Origin of the sequence: Citrobacter sp. EC_71 (assembly GCF_019584005.1) — a bacterium.
In the GTDB taxonomy this organism is placed as follows: Bacteria; Pseudomonadota; Gammaproteobacteria; order Enterobacterales; family Enterobacteriaceae; genus Citrobacter; species Citrobacter werkmanii.
The window spans coordinates 82,350-108,742 of record NZ_VDAY01000006.1; the positions used below are offsets into that span (position 1 = coordinate 82,350).

Sequence of the window (26,393 nt, forward strand, 5' to 3'; positions counted from 1 at the left end):
CCCTTTCTGACCTGAGAGTTACTATGTCTGCAACACACTCCTCCCCTGCGGTGACAGAACAGAGCACCCGCGCCGTACTGCGACAACCCCGCCTGTTGGTACGAGAAACGCTGGCGGGGGTGGTAACCGCCCTGGCGCTGCTCCCGGAAGTGATCTCTTTTTCCGTTATTGCGGGCGTCGACCCTAAAGTCAGCCTGATCGCTTCCGTCGTGTTGTGCCTGGCAATGTCTTTTTTAGGTGGCCGTCCGGCAATGGTTACGGCTGCTGCAGGATCGGTTGCGCTAGTGATTGGTCCGATGGTGCATCAACACGGCGTGCAGTACATTCTGCCTGCGGTGGCGCTGGCTGGGATGATTCAGATCCTGTTTGGCGTATCAGGGATGGCGCGTCTGATGCGATTCATTCCTACAGCCGTCATGACCGGCTTTGTCAACGCCTTGGGCATTTTGATTTTCTTTGCTCAGGTCCCACATTTTTGGGGTAAAAGCCCACTAATCTGGGGACTGTTTGTCCTGACACTGCTGATTGTGGTGTGGGTTCCACGGTTTATTAAAACAATCCCCGCGCCGCTTATCGCCATCGTGCTGCTGACGGTATTTACTGTAAGCAGCGGACAACTGCTACCAACCGTCGGTGATGAAGGTTCAATGAGCGGTGGACTTCCGGGATTAACGCAGCTGTTAGTGCCGCTCAACCTGCAAACATTGGCCATTATCTGGCCCTGTGCGCTGAGCATCGCTTTTGTCGGTTTGATGGAGTCGCTGTTAACCGCCCGTCTGGTGGATGATCTGACGGTGACACCGTCGAATAAGAATCGAGAAAGCACTGGACTGGGGATAGCCAATATTCTGGCCGGATTTTATGGCGGCATTGCCGGATGCGCGATGATTGGTCAAACCATCGTTAACGTCGAGATGGGCAAAGGACGCAGCCGCGTTTCGACGATTGCCGCCGGGTTGGTGTTGCTGCTGTTAGTCACCGCATTGAGCGAAGTCATGGCGAAAATACCCATGTCGGTGCTGGCGGGGATAATGGTGATTGTCGCGGTGAAAACCTTCAGTTGGCACAGCATTCAGCCCGCTACACTGACGAAAATCCCCGTTACTGAAACGCTGGTCATGCTGATAACCGTCGGCGTAACGGTCGCTACCGGCAACCTGGCGATTGGCGTGGTTGCCGGAGTGATGACCATGCTCATCCTGCCGCGCATCGTCAGACGTAAACGCGCGGCTACATCAGAAACAGCGTTGCCAGACCGAGAAAAATAAAGAAACCGCCGGTGTCGGTGATGGCCGTAATCATGACGCTTGAGCCGACCGCCGGGTCGCGCCCGAACTTCACCATCGTCATGGGAATAATCACCCCCATCAACGCCGCCATCAGCAGATTAAGCATCATCGCCAGGGTCATCACGCCGCCGAGCGCCATATCATCGTACAGCCACCAGGTAATGCCGCCCATAATCCCACCCCAGACGAGGCCATTTACCAGCGCCACGCCCATCTCACGCAGGATCAAAAACGTCAGGTTCCCTGGCTGAATATTTTGTAGCGCCAGCGCGCGAACGATCATGGTGATAGTTTGATTTCCGGTATTGCCGCCGATCCCTGCCACAATCGGCATCAGCGAGGCCAGTGCCACCAGTTGCGAAATCGTATGTTCAAAGCCATCAATGACCCGCGAGGCGATAAAGGCGGTACAGAGATTAATAGCCAACCATGCCCAGCGGGTTTTTACCGCTTTGGTAACCGGAGCAAACACATCCTCTTCGGCGCTTAAGCCCCCCATTCGACGCAGATCGGTATCGGTCTCTTCGTATACCACATCCACGATCTCATCGATGGTCAAACGCCCCATCAACTTACCGGCAGGATCAACCACCGCGGCACTGACCAGGTTGTCACGTTCGAACGTGCGCGCGGCGTTTTCGGCAATGTCTTCCGGGGAAAAGGTGAGCGGGTCATCTTCCATCACCTCGCTGACTTTACGCTGCACATCATTGAGCAGGATACAGGTTAGCGTCAGTTCGCCGACCAGCACCTTATTGCGATCGGTCACGAAAAGTTTATCGGTGTTCTCCGGCATCCTGCCCAGCCGCCGTAAATAGCGCTGCACCACTTCCAGCGTCACGTCCGGGCGCACGGTGATGACTTCGAACTCCATAATCGCACCGACGCGATTCTTCTCGTAGTGCAGCACCTGGCGCACGCGCGCCCGCTCCTCTGCGGGTAACGTTGCCAGCAGACGGCCTGTGAGGTTACGCGGCAGATGCTGGACCAGGTAAATCTGTTCATCGATGTCGAGATATTGCAGCGCATCCAGCAGCTCGCGGTCGCTCATCTCATCAATCAGGTCGTCCCAGACGTTTTCTGACGCTTCAAGCAGGACGTTACCGCGCTTTTCATTTTCGACCAGCCGCCACAGGGCGTGGCGCTCTTCAGAAGGTAATGCTTCGAGGGTATCGGCCAGATCCGGCGGCGGCAGATGCGCCACCAGCGCCCCTACCTCAGCAATATCGTCGGCTAAGGTACCGACGTCATATTGCTCAGCCAGGGTAAGCTTGCCCAACAGCGTGGAAATAATGGCTTTATCAGTGGTCAGCAACCAGATGAGGCGCGCACGCTCTTCATCACGCAGTCTGGCGCTGTTTTTGTTGAATGCGGACATTAATCATAAATCCATGATATGAAATATCATTAATCATGATGCCGATTTATGTAAATAACAATAAACGGAACCGCCGGGCGGATAAAAAACCGGCGGTTGCTGGGATTACGCAGTACGAGCGACGGCATCACGTGAAGCGGCGTCACGCTCATCGCCCACGAGTTCACTTAACTGTCCGTTACGCATCTCCAACAGACGATCGGCGTGAATAAAATAGTGATCGTCATGGCTAATAGCGAAGATGGTTTTACCCATTTCCTGCATCAGCGGCAATAACACCTGATAGAACTCACGGCGGAAGTGAGGGTCCTGATCGGCAGCCCATTCATCCAGCAGAATAATGTCGCGCTCCTCCGCCAGCGCCAGCAGCAGCGCCACGCGTTTTTTCTGCCCTTTCGACAGCTTGAGATTGAGAATACGCCCATCGTTCAGCTCAAGCTTGTGACCCATCTTCAGATGTTCCAGCCACTTCGCCACCAGCGCCGGATCGGCCTCTTTACCTTCCGGACCGAGCAGTTTGTCGAACAGCCAGACGTCGGTAAACACGGCGGAGAACAGCTTGCGATAGTCCTCTGGTTTTTCGACAGCAACCGCTTTGCCGTCGAGCAGGATCTCGCCTGACTGCGGCTGATACAACCCGGTGAGTAACATAGCCAGTGTGGATTTCCCGCTACCATTGCCGCCAATCAGGAAGATCAGTTCCCCGCGACGAATAGTCAGATTTACCGGCCCGACAGAGAACGCATTATCCTGATAGTGGAAAACCACGTTACGTAATTCCAACGTTTGCCAGTCCGGAAACGCGGTTGGGCGCGGGAATTCGGCCTTAAAGGGCGCCAGTGAGAACTTATTCAGCTTGTTGAAAGCGACCTGTGCAGTGAGCAGCGTCGGCAATGCGCCAACAGCAGAAAGCAGTGGCGTACGCAGGAATAACAGCGTCAGCGAATAGGTCGCCGCCACGGCGGTATCCGCCCAGCCCAGACTGTTAGCCATCCAGAACACCAGGCCAATGGCGCCCAGCATCATAATGTTCGACCAGTTCACCGCGCTGAGGTGGAAGGTATCGGCGCGGATAATATGGTGACGATACTCTTTGGCATCCGGGACGTATAACTGATTAAAGATATGCTCGGCGCGCTCGCGGTTGAGCGTCAACTCTTTGCGCCCTTCCAACACTGTCTGGTAATCATTGTACAATTTGTCTTCTGTTTCGCGCAGGGTCGCCATATGTTTATATACCCGCGCAACCAGCACAAATCCGCCCCAGATGGTGATTGCCACCCAGATTGCCGTCACCAGCAGCATTTTGGTTGATAGCATCGCCAGATACGCCGCCGACCCGATGGTCAGGATAATCCCCTGCACCAGCTCAGGCAGACGGACAAAAGCGATGGTGATGTTGCGGATATCGCTGGTTAAACCGGCCAGCAACGAGGCGCTGCCAAGCTGTTCGATACGCTCGACGTGGGTGTCCAGAATACGCTTGATAAATTCACTACGCAGGCGGTAAACAAAGTGGTGTCCCAGCGTGGTTAACGCCAGCTGTGAGCCGAGGGTGACAACCATCAACAGCAGCAGCAGGCCAAGAAACTCCGGTAGCACCATCAACGTGGTGTCGACCGTTTCAATCAGGCGCTGGTTAATAAACGCAATCAAACCAATTCCCAACGCAGCGCTGGCGAGGCTGAGCGCCATGACGCTGATAAATGGCCAGCGATACTGCCGCCAGACAAGAAGTAAAAGTTCCATGCAAACAACCCGGACAAGTAATAACAGCCCGCAGTTTAAACATCTCTTTGCCGACAGCAATAATAATTCTTATTTTTATTCTTTTTTACCAGCCTGGCGAAACGTCAGATTGTAACGACAGTCACCGGTTAACGGATGATACCCTGTCTTAAGTGGCTGGATCCCATGATAAAACAACCGTGAGTTCCCACCCCATACCACGACATCGCCATGCTCCAGCAGTAAACGTTTTAAAGGGTCATTACGGCGCAAACCGCCAAACTGAAAGATGGCTGGTAACCCCAGCGAGACAGAAACGATAGGCGCCCGCAGGTCAGGTTCGTCTTTATCCTGATGTAATGACAGTTTCGCCCCTGGCGTGTAGCGGTTAATCAGGCAGGCATCGGGTTGAAAATCAGCATAGCCCGCTGCGGTTGACGCCAACTGGCACAGGTCCGCGAAAGTATCCGGCATCGGCGGCCAGGGCGTACCGGATAGCGGGTCAAACGGTGAATAAAGGTAGCCATGTTGATCCGTCGTCCAGCCCAAATGACCGCAGTTGGTCATCGCCACCGACATCGTGTAACCGCCGGGCGTCACCATCTGGCGAAACGGCGACTGTCTGGCGACAGCCGCGATCGCCTGCAGTAAAGACGGTGCGGACTCAAAGGCAAAACGTCGCAAAATTACCGCGCCGGATGCCAGCGGTTCTTGCCAGGGTTTCTCATCCGCAAAGAGATCAAGCATTACGTTTCCTCCCCAGTGGTTTCTCGTTGCAGTAACTGCGCTTTGCGCGCAATACCCCAGCGGTAGCCCGAAAGCGCACCATCATTGCGGATCACCCGGTGACACGGGATGACAATCGCCAGTTTGTTAGCTCCGCAGGCGCTGGCCACCGCGCGTACCGCTTTCGGTTTGCCGATGGCGCTGGCTAACTGCTGGTAGCTAACCGTCTTACCACATGGGATTGCGCGCAGCGCTTGCCACACCTGCAGCTGGAATGCGGTCCCGCGAATATCCAGCGGCAGAGACAACGACGTATTGCGCGTATTAATCACGGCGATGACTTCACGCACATGCTGCTGGAAATCGGCATCGGCTGCTTCATCCTGAGCGGCGGGAAACAGCTCATGCAGTTCCGCAACCAATGTAGCATCATCGTCACCCAACAAGATCGCGCAGATACCGCGTTCGCTTTCCGCCACCAGGCAACGACCCAGGGCGCAATCTGCCAGGGTATAGCGCACAGAAACGTTGTCGCCGCCTTTGCGAAATTGCCTGGCGGTCATCCCTAGTGCCTGATCCGCTTGCCGGTAATAGCTGCTGCTGTCGGGGAATCCGGCGTTCAGAATCGCCTGGGTTACTGGTGCCCCTTTTGCCAGGGCATCGCGCAGACGACGAGCGCGCCAGGACTGCTGCCACGCTTTCGGGGTCATGCCCGTCGTGGCTTTAAACAAGCGGTGTAAATGATACGGGCTCATCGCCACCTGCTGCGCCAGGTCATCCAGCGTGAGAGGCGACTCCTGCTCCAGCAACTGACAGGCGTGGGCTATTTTGTCCAGCCGATGCTGCTGCGCACTATCTTTATCCGGCTGGCAGCGTTTACAGGGCCGAAACCCGGCGGCCTGCGCCTGCTCGGCATCAGCAAAGAAACTGACATTTTTGCGCAGCGCATGCTTCGCCCGACAGGACGGACGGCAGAAAATACCGGTGGTGTGGACGGCGAAAACAAACTGACCGTCGGCGTCAGCATCACGATCCACAACAGACTGCCAGCGGTCATCATCAGTTATGCGTAAACGACTTTTCATTATGGACTCCTTTGTTAAGCATAGCGCTTAGCCTCAGTGTGTCCTGATAGCCAGGTATAAAAACCCGCAATCTTGCTTTTTAATTTTTTTCGCTGAGCAGAAAGCTTTTAAACTGCGGCGACATCCAGGTTTTAAACCCTTGCCCCTCTTTCACAATCATATACACCGCCAGCCCTTCACGACGCACCACTTCTTTGGCCTTTTCCGGGCCGAGCACCATCAAACCGGTATCCCAGCCGTCAGCCTCCAGCGCCGTAGGGGCTATCACCGTCACAGACACCAGATTATGTTCGATCGGACGACCGGTTTGCGGATCGATAACATGCGACAGGCGTTTACCGTCCAGCTCGTAATAGTTACGGTAGCTACCGGAGGTGCTGATGCCGTGCCCGTTAATGTCGACAACCGCTTGCACCGCGTTTTCACGATCGGTGGGTTTCTGGATCGCCACCCGCCATGGATGTCCTTCCGCATTCATACCACGACTGTTTAGCGCACCGCCAACGGAAACCAGATAACGGGCAATCCCCTCTTGCTCCATCAGTCGCGCCAGATGATCGGCGGCATAACCTTCACCAACGGTAGACAGATCCACATACAGATCCGGCAAGTCTTTTTGCAGGTAGTTGCGTTGCGCCTCATTCACTACCTTCAGGTGTGAAAGTCCGGTTTGCGCTTTTGCGGCATCAATTTGCGCCTGAGTGGGAATGTGCACGGGTTGCTGATCCGGACCAAAACCCCACAGGTTGACCAACGGTCCCACGGTGATATCCATCGCCCCATCGGTTTTCGCGCCAATTCTCAGCGCCGACGTGACGATATCCGCCATGGCGTCATTAACCGGCCACGGCGACAGGCTTTTCGATAGATTAAAGCGCATCAGGGCAGAATCATTTTTATAGGTTGAAAGAAGCTGATCGTCAGCATCAAGCTGAGTCTGGATCTTCTCCTGCAACTCCCTGGCGCGTTTGGCATCCACGCCCACCGCGCTGACCCGCCAGAAGGTGCCCATCGTTTTACCTTCCAGAACGGTGGCGGATTGTGTGGTCTGAGCCGGTTTCGGGGCATCATCGCACCCGACAAAAAAGATCGTCACAGCCAGTAGCGCTGCGCGATAAAAATTCATTTCCATACGTAATTATCCTCATGCGAACGGGCGCAAGAGTACACCAAAAATCGTTGTTTGTACGGCGAAAAAAAGCATTAAAAAAGGCCCCGCAGGGCCTTTTAACAACATGAACGCAGATTAGAACTGGTAAACCAGGCCCAGTGCTACGATATCATCGGTAGCGATACCAGCATCACGTGTAAAGTTGTTGTCATCCAGCAGGTTGATTTTGTAATCAACATAGGTGGACATGTTTTTGTTGAAGTAGTAGGTTGCGCCAACATCAACATATTTCACGATGTCCTGGTCACCGTAACCATTGTTCAGGTCTTTACCTTTAGACTGCAGGTAAGCCACGGATGGACGCAGACCGAAGTCGAACTGGTACTGCGCAACGGCTTCGAAGTTCTGCGCTTTGTTAGCCCAGCCCAGGCTACCCGCACGCGTTGCGTTGTAGGTCTGGGTGTACTGTGCTGCCAGGTACACATTGTTCGCGTCGTATTTCAGACCACCAGTGTAAGTTTCAGCACGATCGCCAGTACCGAAGTTCAGCTTGTTCTGTTCGTCAGTACGTTTAGAGCTGGTGACTGCAGTACCCAGGGAGAAGCCTTCACCGATATCATAAGTGATAGATCCGCCAACGCCGTCGCCGTTCTGAAGCAGTGCGTCACGACCGTTGCCGGTCACACCAGTCATACCTTCACCTTCCGGGCTACCGTTTTTACCCTGGTACTGAATGGCAAAGTTCAGGCCATCAACCAGACCGAAGAAATCGGTGTTACGGTAGGTCGCGAAGCCGTTACCACGCTGCTGCATGAAGTTGTCCGCACCATAGGTGTCACCGCCGAATTCCGGCAGAACGTCGGTCCAGGACGTTACATCGTAAACCACGCCGTAGTTACGACCGTAGTCGAAAGAACCTGCATCAGCGAATTTCAGACCAGCAAACGCCACACGGGTCCAGGCGTTGTTTTCGTTTTCAGAGGAGTTACCCATGATCTGGTATTCCCACTGGCCGTAACCGGTCAGTTGGTCATTAACCTGGGTTTCGCCTTTGAAGCCGATACGCATATAGGTCTTGTCACCATCATCACCTTTGTTGTCGGAGAAATAGTGCAGACCATCGACTTTACCGTACAGGTCTAATTTGTTGCCGTCTTTGTTGTAAATTTCAGCCGCATTTGCTGCGCCTGCTACCAGCAGAGCCGGTACCAGGAGGGACAGTACTTTAACTTTCATGTTATTAACCCTCTGTTATATGCCTTTATTGCTTTTTTATGCCACTGCTCACTGGCTAACCCTCATTAACCAGTCGGCAACTTCATTCTCCGCAAAAACACAGAATAATCCAACACGAATATGATACTAATACTTTAAAGATGTTTCATTTATCTATGTAGATGTTTCAAAATATTAACAAAAGGGAACTTTTTTTAATTAAGAAAATGGAGAGAATAAGCACAAATAGCCAAGAACCATTAAAAAACACATATAAATCAATTAATTAAATAAAGCACAGCCATAGCACTGAATGATAAAAAAAAATCTTCACTCGCAACTAAAATAGACTCGCTATCATCATTAACTTTATTTATTACCGTCATTCATTCATGAATGTCTGTTTACCCCTATTTCAACCGAACGCTCTGCGTTCGGTTTTTTTTTACTCTTCTTTACACAAAGCTGACTGTTCTGTGCTACCGATGAACAACTATCACGTCTATTAACCATCCCGTCACGTTGAGATCAGAAATAAACCTTATTATTAATTTCTTGTTATTTAATGCTAAATGTATACATTCACTACAAAATATTTGTACCCGCTATTCTTCGCTGTACATCTTTGCATCATCGGGGGTTACAGCAAAATGCGGCGCAGACAATGCAAACTCTGTCGCATGCTCCAGGTATGGCAATTCATACATTACCCTTTATACTGCCCCTTCATGTTTCGCGTCGTTTAACAGGTCATAAACACGAATGAGTCAGTCTGACACAACGGCTTCTACCCGATTCTCTCTCCTACCGGGAAATATTACCCGTTACTTCTTATTACTGATCGTGGTGCTGTTGGTGATGATGGGCGTCATGGTCCAGAGCGCCGTCAATACCTGGCTAAAGGATAAGAGCTATCAGATTGTCGATATCACCCATGCCATTCATAAAAGGGTCGATACCTGGCGATACGTGACCTGGCAAATTTATGACAATATTGCTGCCACGCCCAGCTCGCCTGGCGCAGAAGGGCTGCAGGAAACTCGCCTGAAACAAGATGTCTACTATCTTGAAAAACCTCGCAGAAAAACCGAGGCGCTGATTTTCGGCTCACATGACAGCTCTACGCTGGAGATGACCCAACGAATCTCAACCTATCTGGATACGCTGTGGGGCGCGGAAAATATTCCATGGTCAATGTATTACCTCAATGGTCAGGACAATAGCCTGATCCTTATCTCAACATTGCCGCTGAAAGATCTGACTTCCGGCTTTAAGGAATCGACGATCGGTAATATTGTCGACTCCCGGCGCGCTGAAATGCTGCAGCAGGCCAATGCGCTGGATGAGCGTGAAAGCTTCTCGTCGCTGCGCCGTCTGGTCTGGCAAAACGGACATTACTTCACGCTGCGCACGACCTTTAATCAGCCGGGACATCTGGCAACGGTTGTCGCCTTTGACCTGCCGATTAATGACCTGATCCCTGCCGGCATGCCGCTGGACAGTTTCCATCTGGTCCCTGATGCCAGTTCAACGACTGAACACGTCAATGAAAAAGAGTCGCCTGACAGCGTCAGTATTAGCTTCAACAACAGTAAAATTGAGATCTCATCGGCGCTGGACTCAACGGATATGCGGCTGGTCTGGCAGGTTCCGTTCGGCTCATTGCTACTCGATACGCTGCAAAACATTCTGCTGCCGCTGTTACTGAACATCGCGTTGCTGGCCCTGGCGCTGTTTGGTTATACCACCTTTCGTCACCTCCCTGCCCGTTCAACCGAAGTGGCGCCAAATCTTGCGGCAAATAATGAACTGCGGATCCTGCGTGCGATCAATGAAGAGATTGTTTCCCTGCTGCCGCTGGGATTACTGGTGCACGATCAAGAAGCCAACCGCACGGTAATTAGCAATAAAATTGCCGACCACCTGCTGCCGCATTTAAATCTGCAAAACATTACCAATATGGCGGAGCAGCATCAGGGCGTCATTCAGGCCACTATCAATAATGAACTGTATGAAATCAGGCTGTTTCGCAGCCAGATCTCATCGCGAACGCAGATCTTTATCATTCGTGACCAGGACCGTGAAGTACTGGTTAATAAAAAGTTGAAGCAAGCGCAACGGCTGTATGAGAAAAACCAACAGGCTCGCGCAGCCTTTATGCAGAATATTGGTAATGCGCTGAAAGACCCGGCTAAAACACTGGCTGCTAATGCCGCCGCGCTCAATACCCCCGACAGCCAAAAACTGGCAAATCAGGCTGACGTTTTGGTTCGCATGGTGGATGAAATCCAGTTGGCTAACTTGCTGGAAAGCGATGCCTGGAAAGGTGAATCAACGCTGTTTTCCGTACAGGCGTTGATTGACGACGTGGTCCCGGAGGTGTTGCCGGCCATTAAGCGTAAAGGGCTGCAGCTACTGATTAAAAATCACCTTAGCGCTCATGACGAACGCCGTGGCGACCGCGATGCCCTGCGTCGTATTTTGCTGCTGCTGATTCAATATGCGGTAACCACCACGCAGATTGGTAAAATCACGCTGGAAGTCGACCAGGATGAATCGGAGGCTGAACGTCTGACCTTCCGCATTCTGGATACCGGGGAAGGCGTCACGTTACAGGAAGTTGATAACCTGCATTTCCCGTTCATTAATGACACACAAGGCGATCGTTATGGCAAAGCCAACCCATTGACGTTTTGGCTGTGCGATCAGTTAGCCCGTAAGCTGGGTGGACACCTGAACATTAAAGCGCGGGAAGAGCTTGGAACACGTTATATAGTCCATGTTAAAATGCCACTGCACGATCAACATGCTGATAGTGAAGAGCGCCTGTTAGATGACGTCTGCGTGATGGTTGATGTGACCTCTAATGACGTACGGAGCATCGTATTACGTCAACTGGAAAACTGGGGCGCAACCTGCATCACGCCCGACGAACGGTTGAATAGTCAAGAATATGATCTCTTTTTAACAGATAATCCGTCTAATCTTACTGCCTCGGGCTTGCTTTTAAGCGATGATGAGTCTGGCGTACGGAAAATTGGCCCCGGTCAGCTGCGCGTCAACTTTAATATGAGCAATGCTATGCAGGAAGCTGTCCTCGAGCTGATAGAAGAGCAGTTGGCACAAGAAGAGCTCCAGGAGCTCCCCCTCGGCGGAGATGAAAATGCCGAACTTCATGCCAGCGGTTACTATGCACTCTTTGTAGACACAGTACCGGATGATGTTAAGAGGTTGTATACTGAGGCAGCAATCAGTGATTTCGCTGCGTTAGCCCAAACGGCTCATCGCCTGAAAGGCGTGTTTGCCATGCTTAATCTGGTACCCGGCAAGCAGTTATGTGAAGCGCTGGAACATCTTATTCAAGAGAAAGATGCTCCAGGTATAGAAAAATACATCAGCGACATTGACGCATACGTCAAGAGCTTGCTGTAGCAAGGTAGCCCAATACATGAACACTATGAACGTAATTATTGCCGATGACCACCCGATTGTACTGTTCGGTATTCGTAAATCACTTGAACAGATCGAGTGGGTAAATGTTGTCGGCGAATTTGAAGACTCCACAGCACTGATCAACAATTTGCCTAAGTTAGATGCTCATGTGTTGATTACCGACCTCTCCATGCCGGGAGATAAATACGGTGATGGGATCACGTTAATTAAATACATCAAGCGCCATTTCCCGAGCCTGTCGATTATTGTTCTGACCATGAACAATAACCCGGCCATCCTGAGCGCGGTACTGGATCTCGATATTGAAGGGATTGTCCTGAAGCAAGGCGCGCCAACAGACCTGCCGAAAGCGCTGGCCGCGCTGCAAAAAGGGAAGAAATTTACTCCGGAAAGCGTTTCTCGTCTGCTGGAGAAAATCAGCGCCAGTGGCTATGGCGACAAACGTCTGTCACCGAAAGAGAGTGAAGTTCTGCGTCTGTTTGCCGAAGGTTTTCTGGTTACGGAAATTGCCAAAAAGCTCAACCGCAGTATTAAAACCATCAGCAGCCAGAAAAAATCGGCGATGATGAAACTCGGTGTGGAAAACGATATCGCGCTGTTAAATTACCTCTCTTCCGTGACGCTGAGTCCTTCAGATAAAGAGTAAGTAACTGCCGATGGCACTGCGTTTCTCAGACCTACGAACAACTTGTTTCGTAGGTCTGATAAGAGATCTCTTATCCCCGCGCATTCCTCACTCTTTCCGCATAGACCGTCAGCGTTTGCTTCAATACATCCAATGTCACTGGCTTGGAAAGACAGCTATCCATACCGGATTCCAGACAACGCTGCTTCTCTTCAGCCAGCGCGTTTGCCGTCACGCCCACAACCGGCAACGTTAAACCTAACTGGCGGATGCGCTGAGTCAGTCGATAACCATCCATATTTGGCATGTTGACGTCGCTCAGCACGATGTCGATATGGTTTTTACTCAGTACATTGAGCGCATCGACACCGTCATTCGCCGTTTTACACTGATATCCCAACGATCCCAGCTGATCGGCCAGTAAACGCCGGTTGATAGGATGATCGTCGACCACCAGTATCATCATGTCATCATTGGTCGCGCCGACTTTATCCGGGGCGGGGAGCGCCGTGGAGAGTTCTTCACTCCCCAGATCAACGCTGTAAATATGCGCCAGCAGCGCGGGCAGTTCGTGCGGTGACGCCACGCTGTGCACCCACTCCCCTGGCCCCCTTTCTAACGGAATCCCAATATGTCGACGGCAGAAAATCACCGCGGCACGTCCTTGCCACGCCTGTTCCAGCACATCGTCGGCAACCAACAAGTCATCAGCGTCCGGGTGCTGCCCCTCATAACGCAGCACCGTCACCCCGTTACGCGTCAGACTGGATTCGACAAAGCGATACAGCGATGCGTTACGCACCGCCAGCCAGCAACGGGTACCTGCCAGTCCTTCTACGCCTTTTTTCTGCGGATACTGGGCGCCATAAAGAGGAATACGGAGCGTAAACTGGCTGCCCATTCCCGGTTCTGAATCAACGGAAATATCGCCATCCATCATGCTGATCAGTTTTTCACAGATAGCCAAACCGAGCCCGGTTCCCTGGAAATTACGCTGTACGCCAGTGCCCACCTGAAAGAAAGGATCGAACAAACGGACCACTTCTTTGGCGGGGATCCCCACCCCGGTATCACGCACACGGATACTGAGGTAATCACCGTCACACTGCACATGCAGCACAATGCAGCCGGTATCGGTAAACTTGATCGCGTTACTCAGCAGATTGGAGATCACCTGCTGTAAACGCATAGGGTCGCCATTCAACGCGACGGGCACATCCGGGTCGATAAAACAGTACAATCCCAACTGCTTACGCACCACCAGCGGCAGATAGTTTGCCGTAATATGGCTCATCACTTCACGCGGTGAGAACTCGCGCGGTTCAATCTTCAACTGTTCAGATTCAATTTTCGAGAAATCGAGAATATCGCTGATAATTTTCAACAGCAGGCTGGAAGAGTTATTCATCGCCGTCACCAGGCGATCCACCCCGTTGGGTAACTCTTTGGTTTGCAACAAATCGAGGTTACCGATAATGCCATACAGCGGCGTGCGCAGCTCATGGCTCACTGTCGCAAGGAACATCGATTTGGACTGACTCGCCTGTTCCGCCGCCTGGGCCATCTCCTGCAACGACTCTTCCATTTTAACGCGCGCGCTGACGTCAACCAGGACGCAAATTGCCACGTTTTCATTGCGATAGCGCGAATGCACAAAGCTGATTTGCAGATTGGTATTGTTACTGGTCAGCACATCGACAAAATTGACCTGCTGGCCGCAGATGATTTGCGTTAACCGTTGCCGGTCTTCATGCGTCAGCATGTTCAGATAGGTATGCGCCAGTTCATTACTCAGGATGTTAATACCATCCAGCGTGCGCAAAATACAAATCCCCACCGGCGCGGAAGCCACGATTTTACGGTTAAATTGCTCGTGTTCCTCCAGGCGCTGTGCATCGCTTTCCGCAGGAATAAAAATACGCCGCTCATACATACGCGTGAGCATAAATAATGCCGCGCCGACCAGCACATTCAGCAGGATAGCGTTCAGGATCATCATGCGGATCCGCTCCAGCACCAGATCCACCGGAACAGAGTACACAATGCTCAGCGATGACGGCGGCAGATTTTTCTTCAGCACCAGATCGCGAAAACCCGGCGTATAGCCAAACCAGGAACGCTCCTGCATCCAGCGTGGTTCAGCCTTAATATTCCCCTCAGGACCGGTGAGCGAAATCAGCGCATGGCCATTTTCATCGAGAATGGTCACCCCCATCGGCAAACTGCCCGGCGTGAAGAAGTTCTCCATGCGAATAGGTTGTTCCACGCCCAGCAGCGCCTGCAGACGGTTGGCAAGATAAACCGGCGTCAGCGCATAGAAATAGCCCACTCCAGGACGCGGCCCCTGGCTAATCCAGAACAGGTTATTACCATTTTCATCCTGCGGCGCATTGCGATACTTAATAATACGCTCATGCAGCGCTTTCAGGGCCTGGTCACGTTCGACGGGCATCTCACGCAGACCAAAATTCGCCATACAGAGATTATCGCTGCCGATCAGGAATACGCGATTCAAATCATAGGCAGCAGAAAAATTGTCGCGCCAGTAGCGCATAAACCACGCCAGCGACTCCAGAGAACCTCTCCAGGCGTTGCCCATCACCGAACAGTCGGAGTCGGCAAACAGCGGCTCAAAGTTAGGTACGACGGTTTTGTCATCCCGCGCCCGCAGCGACATCACGCCGTTTTCCGCCGTTAAGCGATTCTCGGCAATATATTTCAGCTCTTTAATAACATCCGATGTGCGCTGGATATAACGCTGGGCCTGATCGGAGCTGAGGTTAAGCTCCTGATGGATCTCAGACTCTCTCTGGTGCAGCGCGTTCACAATGTAGAACACGGAGGCAAAAGCGATCAGACACCAGATCAGGAGCGCCAACGCTCTGAACAGGTAGCGTGAGACTTTTAGGGTTGAATGAACGGAAGCAAGGTATTTCAAAGGGGCGAAGCTCCGCCTCAGGGCATTAATAGAGTGTGGTTAAGGTAGCGGTAAATGTCCGGCGTCGCAATGCCCTCTCTTTACACGGAAATGATACACGGCCCTGGCTCCGCTGTCTTAACCCCGCGACGTTTACACCACCGAACGATTGCTGCGCCGATGAGTTCTCTTGTTTATATCGTAGAAATCGCCAGCCGTTCAGCAGTCTTATCTGAAAATGAGAAAAAACGCTTCGCGCCTTGCCCTGCTTAACAACACGCAGAACATCGGCTGCTCCCCTGCGCGTACACGGGTCCACGAGCGCCACAGAGGTAACTTGAAGGAAAAAGTGTATATGTCATAATAAACAAAACCGAGGGACCTCAATGAACATTATCGAACAGCTTCAGTTACTGGTAAAAACGGGCTCACACACGGAAAAAACTATTAGCCGTTACATTCTGGCTACATTATCAGGTGCAGAAAAACTGACCTCGACGGCAATATCAAAAAAGACCCATACCAGCCAACCGTCTATTGTTCGTTTTGCCCAGGCTCTCGGTTATACCGGTTTTACTTCCTTTAAATATGATTTAATTAAGTGTCTGCGCAGTGAGCCCGCCGCCCTACTTCCGGCGCAGGCGGCCAGGAACAATATTATTCTCAGTGAATTTATTAACAATAATAACCCGGCGGCGATTAATACTTTCTTTGAAATTATCAGCTCCAGTCGTAATCTTTATTTTTGTCACTCACGGGAACTCGGCTCTCTGCTCAGTAATATTATTCAGGACTATAGTGATATTGGTAAGGTGTGTATTCCCGTTGAGTATCAAAACGCCAATTCGCTGTTAGCCAATAGCCTGACAGATTGTGATTCCGTCATCCTGCTGCCGGGCCCTAAGGATGAGCCGGATAACCAGTTGATTACATTGATTCGTGAGCATGAAGCCGCCTCGCTGGCCATCGCCTGCCATCAGAGCGGTACATCACTGGCCGATGTGACGCTGTACACCCCGCAATCCAGCGTCAGCCCTCTGAGTTTCGCCGCGTTGAAAATGTCACTGCATACGCTTTTTTTTCATGCCCTGCAATATTGCTATCTGAATATGAATAATGAAAAGACGTCCCATAAACGATGATCGTTGGCAGGGTCAGGGGGAATAAGATACCCTGCTTTAATCAGAGAAATTAAAGCCCAAAAGAATGTTTATGAGACGTGAAAACCAGATTAATTACAACTGCACAATATTCCCTGTTGATAACGAATGATGCACCGCCTCACAGATTAACGTCGCCTGTAACCCATCTTCGGCTGTTGCCAGATACGGCGTATCAAATAATATGTGTTCCACAAAATCATGTATTGGCTGAATTCCGTATCCGCTGGCCTTATTATTAACGTAATTAATGAAGTTATAATTTGGCGTCGCGCTACGCTGTGGGGTAAACATTTCATAACCGCGCAACTGCGCATCCGCACGATAATAGTTATTTTCAGTGATCACAAAACTACGACCATCATTGGCTTTGGGAAACGTTGGCGGTAAACACCACCCTACTTCCACCGTCCATTGCGCACCATTTTCAAACGTAACAAAAGACTGAATGGTATCCCAGGAATCGATGCCTTCAGCCACCAGTTTCTTCTTCTGTCCTATCGCATAGACGCTCACCGCGTTGGCGCCGTTCATATAATAGCGAATTAAATCAAAACAGTGAGTGCCGAGAAAATGGACCGGAGAGCTCTCGTTCGCCCACGATAACCAGTTTTTTGGCACGTCGATGATGTCATCCATGCTCATATAGCCACGCAGTACCTGGCCGGTTTCCGGCTTCAACAGCTCATGATGAATATGTTGTGCCATCCCGTCCCAGCGCTTGTGGTAATCAACGCCGATTTTCACCCCATGCTCTGCGGCGCAGCGGATAATCTCCCGACATTCCGCCGAGGTTGTCGCCATCGGTTTTTCAATCAGCACATGTTTGCCGGCGGTGATGGACTCAATCGTAGCATCAAAGTGGAACGGATCCGGGGTGGCGATCGACACCAAATCGACCTGCGTGGCGGCGAACAATTCTGCCAGCGATGCAAAGCCGGGAATGTGAAACTCCTGCGCCACGCTGGCCCGGATTTCCGGGTTGATTTCGCAAAACCCGACCAGATTTACCCACGGATTATAGTGATAAGCATTGATATGGTGTTTGCCGTAAATTCCCGCGCCAACCACCGCGGCATTGATTTTGTTCATGACACGATTCCTCAGTTAAACAAACCAAAAGAGAACAGATAGCCGATAGCCACCGCCAGAGGGGCGGTAATCATTCGTGACAGCAGGAAAGCCGGCACACCAAGGCGAATGGTTTTCTCTTTCGCCTCCTGCATAGAAAGCCCAACGGGAATAAAGTCGGCGCCTACCTGGACATTTATCGCAAACAGCGCCGGCAGCGCCATCAGGGGTGAAACTACGCCGCTGCCGATGAGCGTCCCCACCAGCACGCCCACCACCTGTGCTATAGCCGCCCCCGGAGCCAGAATCGGCGAGATAAACGGTAAGCCGCAGATAATCGCGATGACAAACAGACCGGTTAACGATCCGGCAAGCGGTGACAGCGCATTCCCGGCCCACTGACCAATTGCCGTTTCCTGCACCAGAGCAATCAGCACGGAGATAAAAGCCATAAACGGAATAACGTTTTTAATGCACAGCTCAACCGACTCGCGCGCGGAGGTATAGAGCAGGCTGACAAAGTTCCCGATCCCCGTCGCAAATCGGGTCATCAACTCCAGCGCGGTGTTGGTCGCCGAACCGCGCGGTTTGGTATTCCCCTGGCGACTGACGGCCACCGAAGCATCACCTGCGGGCAGAGGTTCAACAACATCCACCTCTCGGGCAGTGACCGGCTGATTAAGCGTTTCAATCAGCGATAGCGATTCACTGCTGACATCAGAAATGTAGATATCCTCGGTGATATACTTCGCCAGCGGCCCCATCGCGCCGGTGGGGAGAATATTGATGGTCTTGATTCTTTTTTGTGGGTAGATGCCGCAGCGCAATGAACCGCCGCAGTTGATCACCACGCAAAGGATTTTCTTATCATCCGGCATTGCATCAAAGCCGTTAACAACCGGCATCTCCAGCATTTCACCCAATTTTTTGGCAATCGGGTCAATGCTTTTCCCGGTGAGCGACAAGATGACTTTGCTGGTATCGCGAGATAAATACATATCATCGCCAATCCCTGAATGACCTTTTTTAATCAGCACGGTTTTCATCGGTTTTCCTCATTATTGTCAATGGGCCCGTTAATTCATTAACGGCAGGCGGGCAATCGCTTTTTACGTGTAATGCACCATAGGCGATTGGCTTTTCTGCCCCGTCAAATACCACTGTCATATGCCCCAGCTCAGATAAGTTTTGCCACGCCGCATCTCCCCAGCAGGTGATACTCCATATCTGGTTATTAATCTGTAAAACGTAGTTCGCTGTTTTTTGTAATGGCGCGCTATTACAAACAATATTCTTAATTACCAGCACATAATCGAGATAATCTTCCGGGGCGCGATCGTTAAACGTTATCAGCATGCCACTAAGCAACCCCTCTTCTACTTTTTTTCCAGCTTTTACGACGTCAGCCGAAAATAGTACTTTCATTGTTTTTCCTTATTCCTGGTTAAGTTCACGCTTCTCCAGCCTGGTGAAGATATATTCGGTAAGAAAACCGCGGATAAATCCAAGCAAAATACCTGCCGCGATATAACGCAATGCCAGATCGGCAACAGGAAGGTCGAGTCGGGTAATCCCCGCAGCCACGCCCAGCCAGATAAAGAGTTCAGATGGCACAATGTGGGGAAACAGCGAGGTCAGCGGGTGAACGGTACTGCCCAGCGCATCCTGATAAGCGGGCTTACACCGTTCTGGCAGGAATTTGCCCATGGTCAACGCGCCGGGACTGCTCAGGAAGAACCAGGCAAAACTGGGCAATATTCCGTAGGTTAATATTTTTGATTTACCCATCAGGGTGGCGACTTTTTCCATCCGCTGCTGACCTATTAACTTCATTATGAAATTAACCGTCAGAATTAGCGTTATTAACATCGGAATAGTGCTGACGATCATCCCGGAGAATATCTTGCCAGCACTCTGAAAAAGATGGATAAAACCTTCCGCAATTTCAACTATCATAGTTAACTCCCAACGCCGAGGTAAAAGTATATTCATCCGTCAGAGGTGAACTGACAGACTGAGGCAGCCAACGCATTTCTCTTTCACACTTCAGGTGTTTTTTCTTAAATAATTTGTCGGTCTCCTGTTCACAACGGATCTTAAAATTCTTTTAGTGGACAGAATAACGTTAGCGGTAAAAGGGTGAACAAACAGTGAGCACCCTCACGAAACGATAATTATTCATTTATTTTTGTATTTTTATACATAAGGCCTGCAACAAGCGGATAAAGGATAATTAGCTGATGGGAAAGAGAATATTCAGAACGTAAAAAAGGGAGGCAAAGCCTCCCTTTTGTGCAGTATTAAAATACTGAATTACTCGTCAGCGTCATCCGCTGCATCATCATCGGTTTCTGCTTCAGGCGCGATATCCTCGTCGCCCTCAGCGGCACTTCCGTCGATGGAGTCGAGTTCTTCATCATCAACCGGCTCAGCAACGCGTTGCAGACCCACGACGTTTTCATCTTCCGCAGTACGAATGAGGATCACGCCCTGGGTATTACGCCCTACTACGCTGATTTCCGACACGCGAGTACGCACCAGCGTACCTGCATCGGTGATCATCATGATCTGGTCGGTATCTTCAACCTGCACCGCGCCAACAACAGAGCCGTTGCGCTCGGTCACTTTGATGGAGATAACGCCCTGAGTCGCACGAGACTTGGTCGGATACTCTTCCGCCGCGGTACGCTTACCGTAGCCGTTTTGCGTCACGGTCAGGATAGCGCCTTCGCCGCGCGGAATAATCAGAGAAACGACTTTGTCTTCGCCTGCCAGTTTGATACCGCGTACGCCGGTCGCGGTACGCCCCATCGCACGAACGGCATCTTCTTTAAAGCGCACCACTTTACCCGCGGCAGAGAACAGCATAACTTCGTCACTACCGGACGTCAGGTCAACGCCAATCAGCTCGTCGCCTTCGTTCAGGTTAACCGCAATGATACCGGCGGAGCGCGGACGGCTGAACTCAGTCAGCGCGGTTTTCTTCACCGTACCGCTGGCGGTCGCCATGAAGACGTTCACACCTTCTTCGTACTCGCGTACCGGCAGAATAGCGGTGATACGTTCGTTCGCTTCCAACGGCAGCAGGTTGACGATTGGACGTCCACGCGCGCCACGGCTGGCTTCCGGCAACTGATAAACCTTCATCCAGTACAAACGACCACGGCTGGAGAAGCAGAGGATCGTGTCATGGGTGTTAGCCACCAGCAGGCGGTCAATAAAGTCTTCTTCTTTAATACGTGCTGCTGATTTGCCTTTACCGCCACGACGCTGTGCTTCGTAATCGGTTAACGGCTGATATTTCACGTAGCCCTGATGAGACAAGGTTACGACAACATCTTCCTGGCTAATCAGATCTTCGATGTTGATGTCAGCACTGTTCGCGGTGATTTCGGTACGACGTTCGTCGCCGAACTGCTCGCGAATCAGCTCCATCTCTTCACGGATAACTTCCATCAGACGATCTGCGCTGCCCAGAATGTGCAGCAGTTCAGCGATCTGCTCCAGCAGCTCTTTGTATTCGTCGAGCAGTTTTTCATGCTCAAGGCCAGTCAGTTTCTGCAAACGCAGATCCAGAATCGCCTGGGCCTGCTGTTCAGTCAGGTAGTACTGACCGTCACGCACGCCAAATTCCGGCTCCAGCCATTCAGGACGCGCGGCGTCATCACCGGCACGTTCCAGCATGGCGGACACGTTGCCCAGTTCCCACGAACGCGCCACCAACGCAGCTTTCGCTTCTGCCGGGGTCGGCGCGCGGCGGATCAGTTCGATGATGGGGTCAATGTTCGCCAGCGCAATCGCCAACGCTTCAAGGATATGCGCGCGGTCGCGGGCTTTACGCAGTTCAAAGATAGTACGGCGCGTTACGACTTCACGACGGTGACGTACAAACGCGGCAATAATATCTTTCAGGTTCATGATCTTCGGCTGACCATGGTGCAGCGCAACCATGTTGATACCGAAAGAAACCTGCAGTTGGGTCTGGGAGTAAAGGTTGTTCAGAACCACTTCCCCGACCGCATCGCGTTTCACTTCAATCACGATGCGCATACCGTCTTTATCAGACTCGTCACGCAGCGCGCTGATGCCTTCAACGCGTTTGTCTTTTACCAGCTCGGCGATTTTCTCGATCAGGCGCGCTTTGTTCACCTGATACGGAATTTCATGGACGATGATGGTTTCACGGCCGGTTTTGGCGTCAGCTTCGACTTCCGCGCGGGCGCGAATGTACACTTTGCCACGACCAGTACGGTAGGCTTCTTCGATACCACGACGACCGTTAATGATCGCGGCGGTCGGGAAGTCCGGACCCGGAATATGTTCCATCAGCCCTTCAATGCTGATGTCTTCATCGTCAATGTATGCCAGACAGCCATTGATCACTTCCGTCAGGTTGTGCGGCGGAATGTTGGTTGCCATACCTACCGCGATACCGGACGAACCGTTCACCAGCAGGTTAGGAATTTTGGTCGGCATGACGTCAGGAATTTGTTCGGTGCCGTCGTAGTTATCGACGAAATCAACCGTTTCTTTTTCCAGGTCAGCCATCAGCTCATGGGCGATTTTCGACATACGGATTTCCGTATAACGCATCGCCGCTGCGGAGTCGCCATCGACAGAACCAAAGTTACCCTGACCATCTACCAGCATGTAACGCAAGGAGAATGGCTGCGCCATACGAACAATGGTGTCGTAAACGGCGGTATCACCATGAGGGTGGTATTTACCGATTACGTCACCAACGACACGGGCAGATTTTTTATAGGCTTTATTCCAGTCGTTGCCCAATACGTTCATGGCGTAAAGTACGCGACGGTGAACCGGTTTCAGGCCATCTCGGACGTCTGGCAGCGCACGGCCAACAATGACCGACATCGCATAATCCAGATATGAGCTCTTCAGCTCTTCCTCAATGTTGACCGGTGTAATTTCTCTCGCAAGGTCGCTCATCTAACCGCTATCCCTCTACTGTATCCCGGATTCAAAGGTCGCAAATTATAACACATTCGCACAGATTCAGGTAAATGGATTCCCCCTGACAGAGGCTTTATTCATCCCGTCAGGCTGATATACTCATTTGCATCGCAAATTTAGGAGTAGAAGCCCCAATGAATGCCGAAAAACCCCCGGTAAGCCACAACGTTGACCATGAAGAAATTGCCAAGTTTGAAGCAGTCGCGTCACGCTGGTGGGACCTTGAGGGTGAATTTAAGCCACTGCACCGCATTAACCCGCTGCGTCTGGGTTACATCACGGAGCGCTCAGGCGGCCTGTTTGGTAAAAAGGTACTCGACGTAGGCTGCGGCGGCGGCATTCTGGCAGAAAGTATGGCGCGCGAAGGCGCAACCGTCACGGGCCTGGATATGGGCTTTGAACCGTTACAGGTAGCAAAACTGCATGCGCTGGAGAGCGGTATCCAGGTCGAGTACGTCCAGGAAACCGTCGAAGAGCACGCGGAAAAACATGCGCACCAGTATGACGTGGTGACCTGCATGGAAATGCTGGAGCACGTGCCGGACCCGCAGTCGGTGGTCAGCGCCTGCGCCAGGCTGGTTAAACCGGGCGGCGAAGTGTTTTTCTCCACGCTTAACCGCAACGGCAAATCCTGGCTGATGGCCGTGGTCGGAGCGGAATATATTTTGCGCATGGTGCCGAAAGGCACGCATGATGTGAAAAAATTTATTAAGCCTGCAGAGTTATTACAGTGGGTAGATCAGACCGTGCTGAAAGAGCGTCATATGACCGGCTTGCATTACAACCCGATCACCAACAGCTTCAAACTCGGTCCGGGCGTTGATGTGAACTATATGGTCCATACCACCGCCAGCGTTGATTAACCACTTTCTGTAGGCCGGATAAGGCGTCTAACGCCGCCACCCGGTATGCTGACAGGAACAGGGCCTGATGGCGCTTCGCTTATCGGGCCTACAAATCCTGTGCCAGATCAAAAGAACTTTCTTCGCCTTAGATGAAGAAATCAGCACTCGATCAAATTTTCTATTTTTTTTCTCAATTATTGACATCCCCGCCAGGCCTTATAAGACGCGCACTTAGCGATTCTTACCCTTTTGCAACCTCAATTTAACGTCAAAATCAACTCTTGTGCTGAAAAGAATCCCTACTAGAATACTCACCATATAGCGTCTATTTTATCAAACAACCCCTACATATAGTATTTATCCACAGACTTAGTCACAACATGACTCTGTGGATAATATGGGGGATATTTTTTCTTTCACGGACAGGTAAAAAACCACATGAATCAGAGTCTGCTGGTGACAAAGCGTGATGGTAGTACAGAGCGCATCAATCTCGACAAAATCCACCGAGTTCTGGATTGGGCGGCAGAAGGACTGAATAACGTATCGATTTCTCAGGTCGAGCTGCGCTCTCATATTCAGTTTTATGACGGTATCAAAACTTCCGATATCCATGAGACGATCATCAAAGCAGCCGCCGACCTGATCTCCCGCGAGGCGCCGGATTATCAGTACCTGGCTGCCCGCCTGGCTATTTTCCACCTGCGCAAAAAAGCCTACGGCGAGTTTGAACCGCCTGCACTTTACGACCATGTCGTGAAAATGGTTGAAATGGGCAAATACGACAATCATCTGCTGGAAGACTACACGGAAGAAGAGTTCAAGCAGATGGACTCGTTCATCGTACACGACCGTGATATGACCTTCTCCTACGCTGCGGTGAAGCAGTTAGAAGGTAAATATCTGGTGCAAAACCGTGTCACCGGTGAGATTTATGAAAGCGCGCAGTTCCTCTACATTCTGGTAGCGGCCTGCCTGTTCTCTAACTATCCACGTGAAACGCGTCTGCAATATGTAAAACGTTTCTATGATGCCGTTTCAACGTTCAAAATTTCTCTGCCAACGCCAATTATGTCCGGCGTGCGAACCCCAACCCGTCAGTTCAGCTCCTGCGTACTGATCGAGTGCGGCGACAGCCTGGATTCCATCAACGCCACCTCCAGCGCTATCGTGAAATACGTTTCTCAGCGCGCCGGTATCGGTATCAACGCCGGCCGCATCCGTGCGCTGGGCAGCCCGATTCGCGGCGGTGAAGCGTTCCACACTGGTTGTATTCCGTTCTACAAGCACTTCCAGACCGCGGTGAAATCCTGCTCGCAAGGCGGCGTGCGCGGCGGTGCGGCAACGCTGTTCTACCCAATGTGGCATCTGGAAGTCGAAAGCCTGCTGGTGTTGAAAAACAACCGTGGCGTTGAAGGCAACCGCGTGCGTCATATGGACTACGGCGTACAAATCAACAAGCTGATGTACACCCGTCTGCTGAAAGGCGGCGACATTACCCTGTTCAGCCCGTCCGACGTGCCGGGGCTGTACGACGCGTTCTTCGCCGATCAGGACGAGTTCGAACGTCTGTACACCCAATATGAAAACGACGACAGCATCCGTAAACAGCGCGTGAAAGCGGTCGAACTGTTCTCCCTGATGATGCAGGAACGTGCCTCTACAGGCCGTATCTATATCCAGAACGTGGACCACTGCAACACCCACAGCCCGTTCGATCCGGTAGTCGCTCCGGTGCGCCAGTCCAACCTGTGTCTGGAAATCGCCCTGCCGACCAAACCGCTGACCGACGTTAACGACGAAAACGGCGAAATTGCGCTGTGTACGCTGTCCGCGTTCAACCTCGGCGCGATTAAGAGCCTGGACGAGCTGGAAGAACTGGCCGTACTGGCGGTGCGCGCGCTGGATGCGTTGCTGGATTATCAGGATTATCCAATCCCGGCCGCCAAACGCGGCGCGATGGGCCGTCGTACGCTGGGTATTGGCGTCATCAACTACGCCTACTGGCTGGCGAAAAACGGTAAGCGTTATTCTGACGGTAGCGCCAATAACCTGACCCACAAAACCTTCGAAGCCATTCAGTATTACCTGCTGAAAGCTTCTAACGAGCTGGCAAAAGAGCAAGGCGCGTGCCCGTGGTTTAACGAAACAACTTACTCCCAGGGTATCTTGCCGATCGATACCTATAAGAAAGACCTTGATGCTATCTCTGACGAGCCACTGCACCTGGACTGGGAAGCGTTGCGCGAGTCCATCAAAACTCACGGCCTGCGTAACTCCACGCTGTCTGCGCTGATGCCGTCGGAAACCTCTTCGCAGATCTCTAACGCGACTAACGGTATTGAACCACCGCGCGGCTACGTGAGCATCAAAGCGTCTAAAGATGGGATTCTGCGTCAGGTCGTGCCGGACTACGAACACCTGCACGACGCCTACGAACTGCTGTGGGAAATGCCGAACAACGACGGCTATCTGCAACTGGTAGGTATCATGCAGAAGTTTATTGATCAGTCGATTTCTGCCAACACCAACTATGATCCGACGCGTTTCCCATCAGGAAAAGTGCCGATGCAGCAGTTGCTGAAAGACCTGCTCACCGCCTACAAATTTGGCGTCAAAACGCTGTATTATCAGAACACCCGCGATGGTGCGGAAGATACTCAGGACGATCTGGTACCGTCCATTCAGGACGATGGCTGCGAAAGCGGCGCATGTAAGATCTGATGAATGTTGCCGGGTAGCGCTACGCTTACCCGGCCTACGATTGCACGGTTTGTAGGCCGGATAAGGTGTTTATACCGCATCCGGCGCTCATC

General features: G+C 51.8%; 18 protein-coding genes. 6 read left to right on the plus strand and 12 right to left on the minus strand.

Annotation, left to right across the window (positions count from 1 at the left end):
* The first annotated feature begins 23 nt into the window (after positions 1-23).
* Positions 24-1,268, plus strand: a complete 1,245-nt coding sequence (locus tag FHD02_RS08215) for a SulP family inorganic anion transporter (protein ID WP_137360931.1) — start codon at positions 24-26, stop codon at positions 1,266-1,268.
* Here the strand turns inward: FHD02_RS08215 and mgtE are convergent.
* The 6 genes from mgtE to FHD02_RS08245 form a co-directional block, all read right to left on the minus strand.
* Positions 1,231-2,667, minus strand: a complete 1,437-nt coding sequence (gene mgtE, locus FHD02_RS08220) for a magnesium transporter (RefSeq protein WP_137360932.1) — start codon at positions 2,665-2,667, stop codon at positions 1,231-1,233. The two genes, FHD02_RS08215 and mgtE, sit on opposite strands and share 38 nt — an antisense overlap.
* 105 nt (positions 2,668-2,772) lie before the next feature.
* Positions 2,773-4,416, minus strand: a complete 1,644-nt coding sequence (locus FHD02_RS08225) for a multidrug ABC transporter permease/ATP-binding protein (protein WP_079223354.1) — start codon at positions 4,414-4,416, stop codon at positions 2,773-2,775.
* Positions 4,417-4,491: 75 nt separating this feature from the next.
* A complete protein-coding gene (alkB, locus tag FHD02_RS08230; RefSeq protein WP_042307174.1) occupies positions 4,492-5,142 on the minus strand; it encodes a DNA oxidative demethylase AlkB in 651 nt (216 codons plus the stop codon).
* The gene (gene ada, locus FHD02_RS08235; RefSeq protein ID WP_061382096.1) at positions 5,142-6,206 is read right to left on the minus strand and encodes a bifunctional DNA-binding transcriptional regulator/O6-methylguanine-DNA methyltransferase Ada; all 1,065 of its coding nucleotides are present in this window, start codon (positions 6,204-6,206) and stop codon (positions 5,142-5,144) included. Before ada ends, alkB begins: the two co-directional genes overlap by 1 nt.
* 79 nt (positions 6,207-6,285) lie before the next feature.
* Positions 6,286-7,338 (minus strand): FAD:protein FMN transferase ApbE, encoded by a 1,053-nt coding sequence (gene apbE / locus FHD02_RS08240; RefSeq protein WP_137360934.1) that lies wholly within the window; start codon positions 7,336-7,338, stop codon positions 6,286-6,288.
* A gap of 114 nt (positions 7,339-7,452) precedes the next feature.
* Positions 7,453-8,553, minus strand: a complete 1,101-nt coding sequence (locus tag FHD02_RS08245; RefSeq protein WP_137360935.1) for a porin OmpC — start codon at positions 8,551-8,553, stop codon at positions 7,453-7,455.
* 741 nt (positions 8,554-9,294) lie between these two features.
* Here FHD02_RS08245 and rcsD point away from each other — a divergent pair.
* Both rcsD and rcsB read left to right on the plus strand, forming a co-directional pair.
* Positions 9,295-11,964, plus strand: a complete 2,670-nt coding sequence (gene rcsD, locus FHD02_RS08250) for a phosphotransferase RcsD (protein ID WP_042307165.1) — start codon at positions 9,295-9,297, stop codon at positions 11,962-11,964.
* A gap of 16 nt (positions 11,965-11,980) precedes the next feature.
* Positions 11,981-12,631, plus strand: coding sequence for a response regulator transcription factor RcsB (gene rcsB / locus FHD02_RS08255; protein ID WP_003027592.1), 651 nt, complete (start codon positions 11,981-11,983; stop codon positions 12,629-12,631).
* 70 nt (positions 12,632-12,701) lie between these two features.
* Here the strand turns inward: rcsB and rcsC are convergent, their stop codons facing one another.
* On the minus strand, positions 12,702-15,548 hold the full coding sequence (gene rcsC / locus FHD02_RS08260; RefSeq protein WP_079223352.1) for a two-component system sensor histidine kinase RcsC: 2,847 nt from the start codon (positions 15,546-15,548) through the stop codon (positions 12,702-12,704).
* Positions 15,549-15,913: 365 nt separating this feature from the next.
* On the opposite strand from rcsC, the gene FHD02_RS08265 reads away from it, so the two are divergent.
* Positions 15,914-16,669, plus strand: a complete 756-nt coding sequence (locus FHD02_RS08265; RefSeq protein WP_137360937.1) for a MurR/RpiR family transcriptional regulator — start codon at positions 15,914-15,916, stop codon at positions 16,667-16,669.
* A gap of 93 nt (positions 16,670-16,762) precedes the next feature.
* Here FHD02_RS08265 and FHD02_RS08270 read toward each other — a convergent pair whose 3' ends face one another.
* The 5 genes from FHD02_RS08270 to gyrA all read right to left on the minus strand — a co-directional run bounded on the left by FHD02_RS08270 (position 16,763) and on the right by gyrA (position 22,708).
* Entirely contained in the window at positions 16,763-17,779 is a 1,017-nt protein-coding gene (locus FHD02_RS08270) for a Gfo/Idh/MocA family protein (RefSeq protein WP_006683708.1), read from the minus strand.
* Positions 17,780-17,790: 11 nt separating this feature from the next.
* Entirely contained in the window at positions 17,791-18,804 is a 1,014-nt protein-coding gene (locus FHD02_RS08275; RefSeq protein WP_220393795.1) for a PTS sorbitol transporter subunit IIB, read from the minus strand.
* On the minus strand, positions 18,785-19,183 hold the full coding sequence (locus tag FHD02_RS08280) for a PTS glucitol/sorbitol transporter subunit IIA (RefSeq protein ID WP_137360939.1): 399 nt from the start codon (positions 19,181-19,183) through the stop codon (positions 18,785-18,787). Before FHD02_RS08280 ends, FHD02_RS08275 begins: the two co-directional genes overlap by 20 nt.
* Positions 19,184-19,192: 9 nt before the next feature.
* Positions 19,193-19,714: a PTS glucitol/sorbitol transporter subunit IIC gene (locus FHD02_RS08285; protein ID WP_006683705.1), complete on the minus strand. Its 522-nt coding sequence runs from the start codon at positions 19,712-19,714 to the stop codon at positions 19,193-19,195.
* Positions 19,715-20,071: 357 nt separating this feature from the next.
* Complete coding sequence (gene gyrA, locus FHD02_RS08290; RefSeq protein WP_087857376.1) at positions 20,072-22,708, minus strand: DNA topoisomerase (ATP-hydrolyzing) subunit A; 2,637 nt, start codon at positions 22,706-22,708, stop codon at positions 20,072-20,074.
* 158 nt (positions 22,709-22,866) lie between these two features.
* Here gyrA and ubiG point away from each other — a divergent pair, with 158 nt between their 5' ends.
* Both ubiG and nrdA read left to right on the plus strand, forming a co-directional pair.
* Positions 22,867-23,595 (plus strand): bifunctional 2-polyprenyl-6-hydroxyphenol methylase/3-demethylubiquinol 3-O-methyltransferase UbiG, encoded by a 729-nt coding sequence (gene ubiG / locus FHD02_RS08295; RefSeq protein ID WP_038642230.1) that lies wholly within the window; start codon positions 22,867-22,869, stop codon positions 23,593-23,595.
* Positions 23,596-24,015: 420 nt separating this feature from the next.
* Positions 24,016-26,301: a class 1a ribonucleoside-diphosphate reductase subunit alpha gene (gene nrdA / locus FHD02_RS08300; RefSeq protein ID WP_137350039.1), complete on the plus strand. Its 2,286-nt coding sequence runs from the start codon at positions 24,016-24,018 to the stop codon at positions 26,299-26,301.
* Positions 26,302-26,393 lie beyond the last annotated feature (92 nt).

What these genes read in the sequence shown, in the direction of transcription:
- apbE (WP_137360934.1), bottom strand. Translation starts at nt 7,338, where the DNA reads ATGGAAATGAATTTTTATCGCGCAGCGCTACTGGCTGTGACGATCTTT.
- ada (WP_061382096.1), bottom strand. Translation starts at nt 6,206, where the DNA reads ATGAAAAGTCGTTTACGCATAACTGATGATGACCGCTGGCAGTCTGTT.
- FHD02_RS08245 (WP_137360935.1), bottom strand. Translation starts at nt 8,553, where the DNA reads ATGAAAGTTAAAGTACTGTCCCTCCTGGTACCGGCTCTGCTGGTAGCA.
- FHD02_RS08265 (WP_137360937.1), top strand. Translation starts at nt 15,914, where the DNA reads ATGAACATTATCGAACAGCTTCAGTTACTGGTAAAAACGGGCTCACAC.
- ubiG (WP_038642230.1), top strand. Translation starts at nt 22,867, where the DNA reads ATGAATGCCGAAAAACCCCCGGTAAGCCACAACGTTGACCATGAAGAA.
- nrdA (WP_137350039.1), top strand. Translation starts at nt 24,016, where the DNA reads ATGAATCAGAGTCTGCTGGTGACAAAGCGTGATGGTAGTACAGAGCGC.
- rcsD (WP_042307165.1), top strand. Translation starts at nt 9,295, where the DNA reads ATGAGTCAGTCTGACACAACGGCTTCTACCCGATTCTCTCTCCTACCG.
- alkB (WP_042307174.1), bottom strand. Translation starts at nt 5,142, where the DNA reads ATGCTTGATCTCTTTGCGGATGAGAAACCCTGGCAAGAACCGCTGGCA.
- FHD02_RS08285 (WP_006683705.1), bottom strand. Translation starts at nt 19,714, where the DNA reads ATGATAGTTGAAATTGCGGAAGGTTTTATCCATCTTTTTCAGAGTGCT.
- mgtE (WP_137360932.1), bottom strand. Translation starts at nt 2,667, where the DNA reads ATGTCCGCATTCAACAAAAACAGCGCCAGACTGCGTGATGAAGAGCGT.
- rcsB (WP_003027592.1), top strand. Translation starts at nt 11,981, where the DNA reads ATGAACACTATGAACGTAATTATTGCCGATGACCACCCGATTGTACTG.
- FHD02_RS08270 (WP_006683708.1), bottom strand. Translation starts at nt 17,779, where the DNA reads ATGAACAAAATCAATGCCGCGGTGGTTGGCGCGGGAATTTACGGCAAA.
- gyrA (WP_087857376.1), bottom strand. Translation starts at nt 22,708, where the DNA reads ATGAGCGACCTTGCGAGAGAAATTACACCGGTCAACATTGAGGAAGAG.
- FHD02_RS08215 (WP_137360931.1), top strand. Translation starts at nt 24, where the DNA reads ATGTCTGCAACACACTCCTCCCCTGCGGTGACAGAACAGAGCACCCGC.
- FHD02_RS08280 (WP_137360939.1), bottom strand. Translation starts at nt 19,183, where the DNA reads ATGAAAGTACTATTTTCGGCTGACGTCGTAAAAGCTGGAAAAAAAGTA.
- FHD02_RS08275 (WP_220393795.1), bottom strand. Translation starts at nt 18,804, where the DNA reads ATGAAAACCGTGCTGATTAAAAAAGGTCATTCAGGGATTGGCGATGAT.
- FHD02_RS08225 (WP_079223354.1), bottom strand. Translation starts at nt 4,416, where the DNA reads ATGGAACTTTTACTTCTTGTCTGGCGGCAGTATCGCTGGCCATTTATC.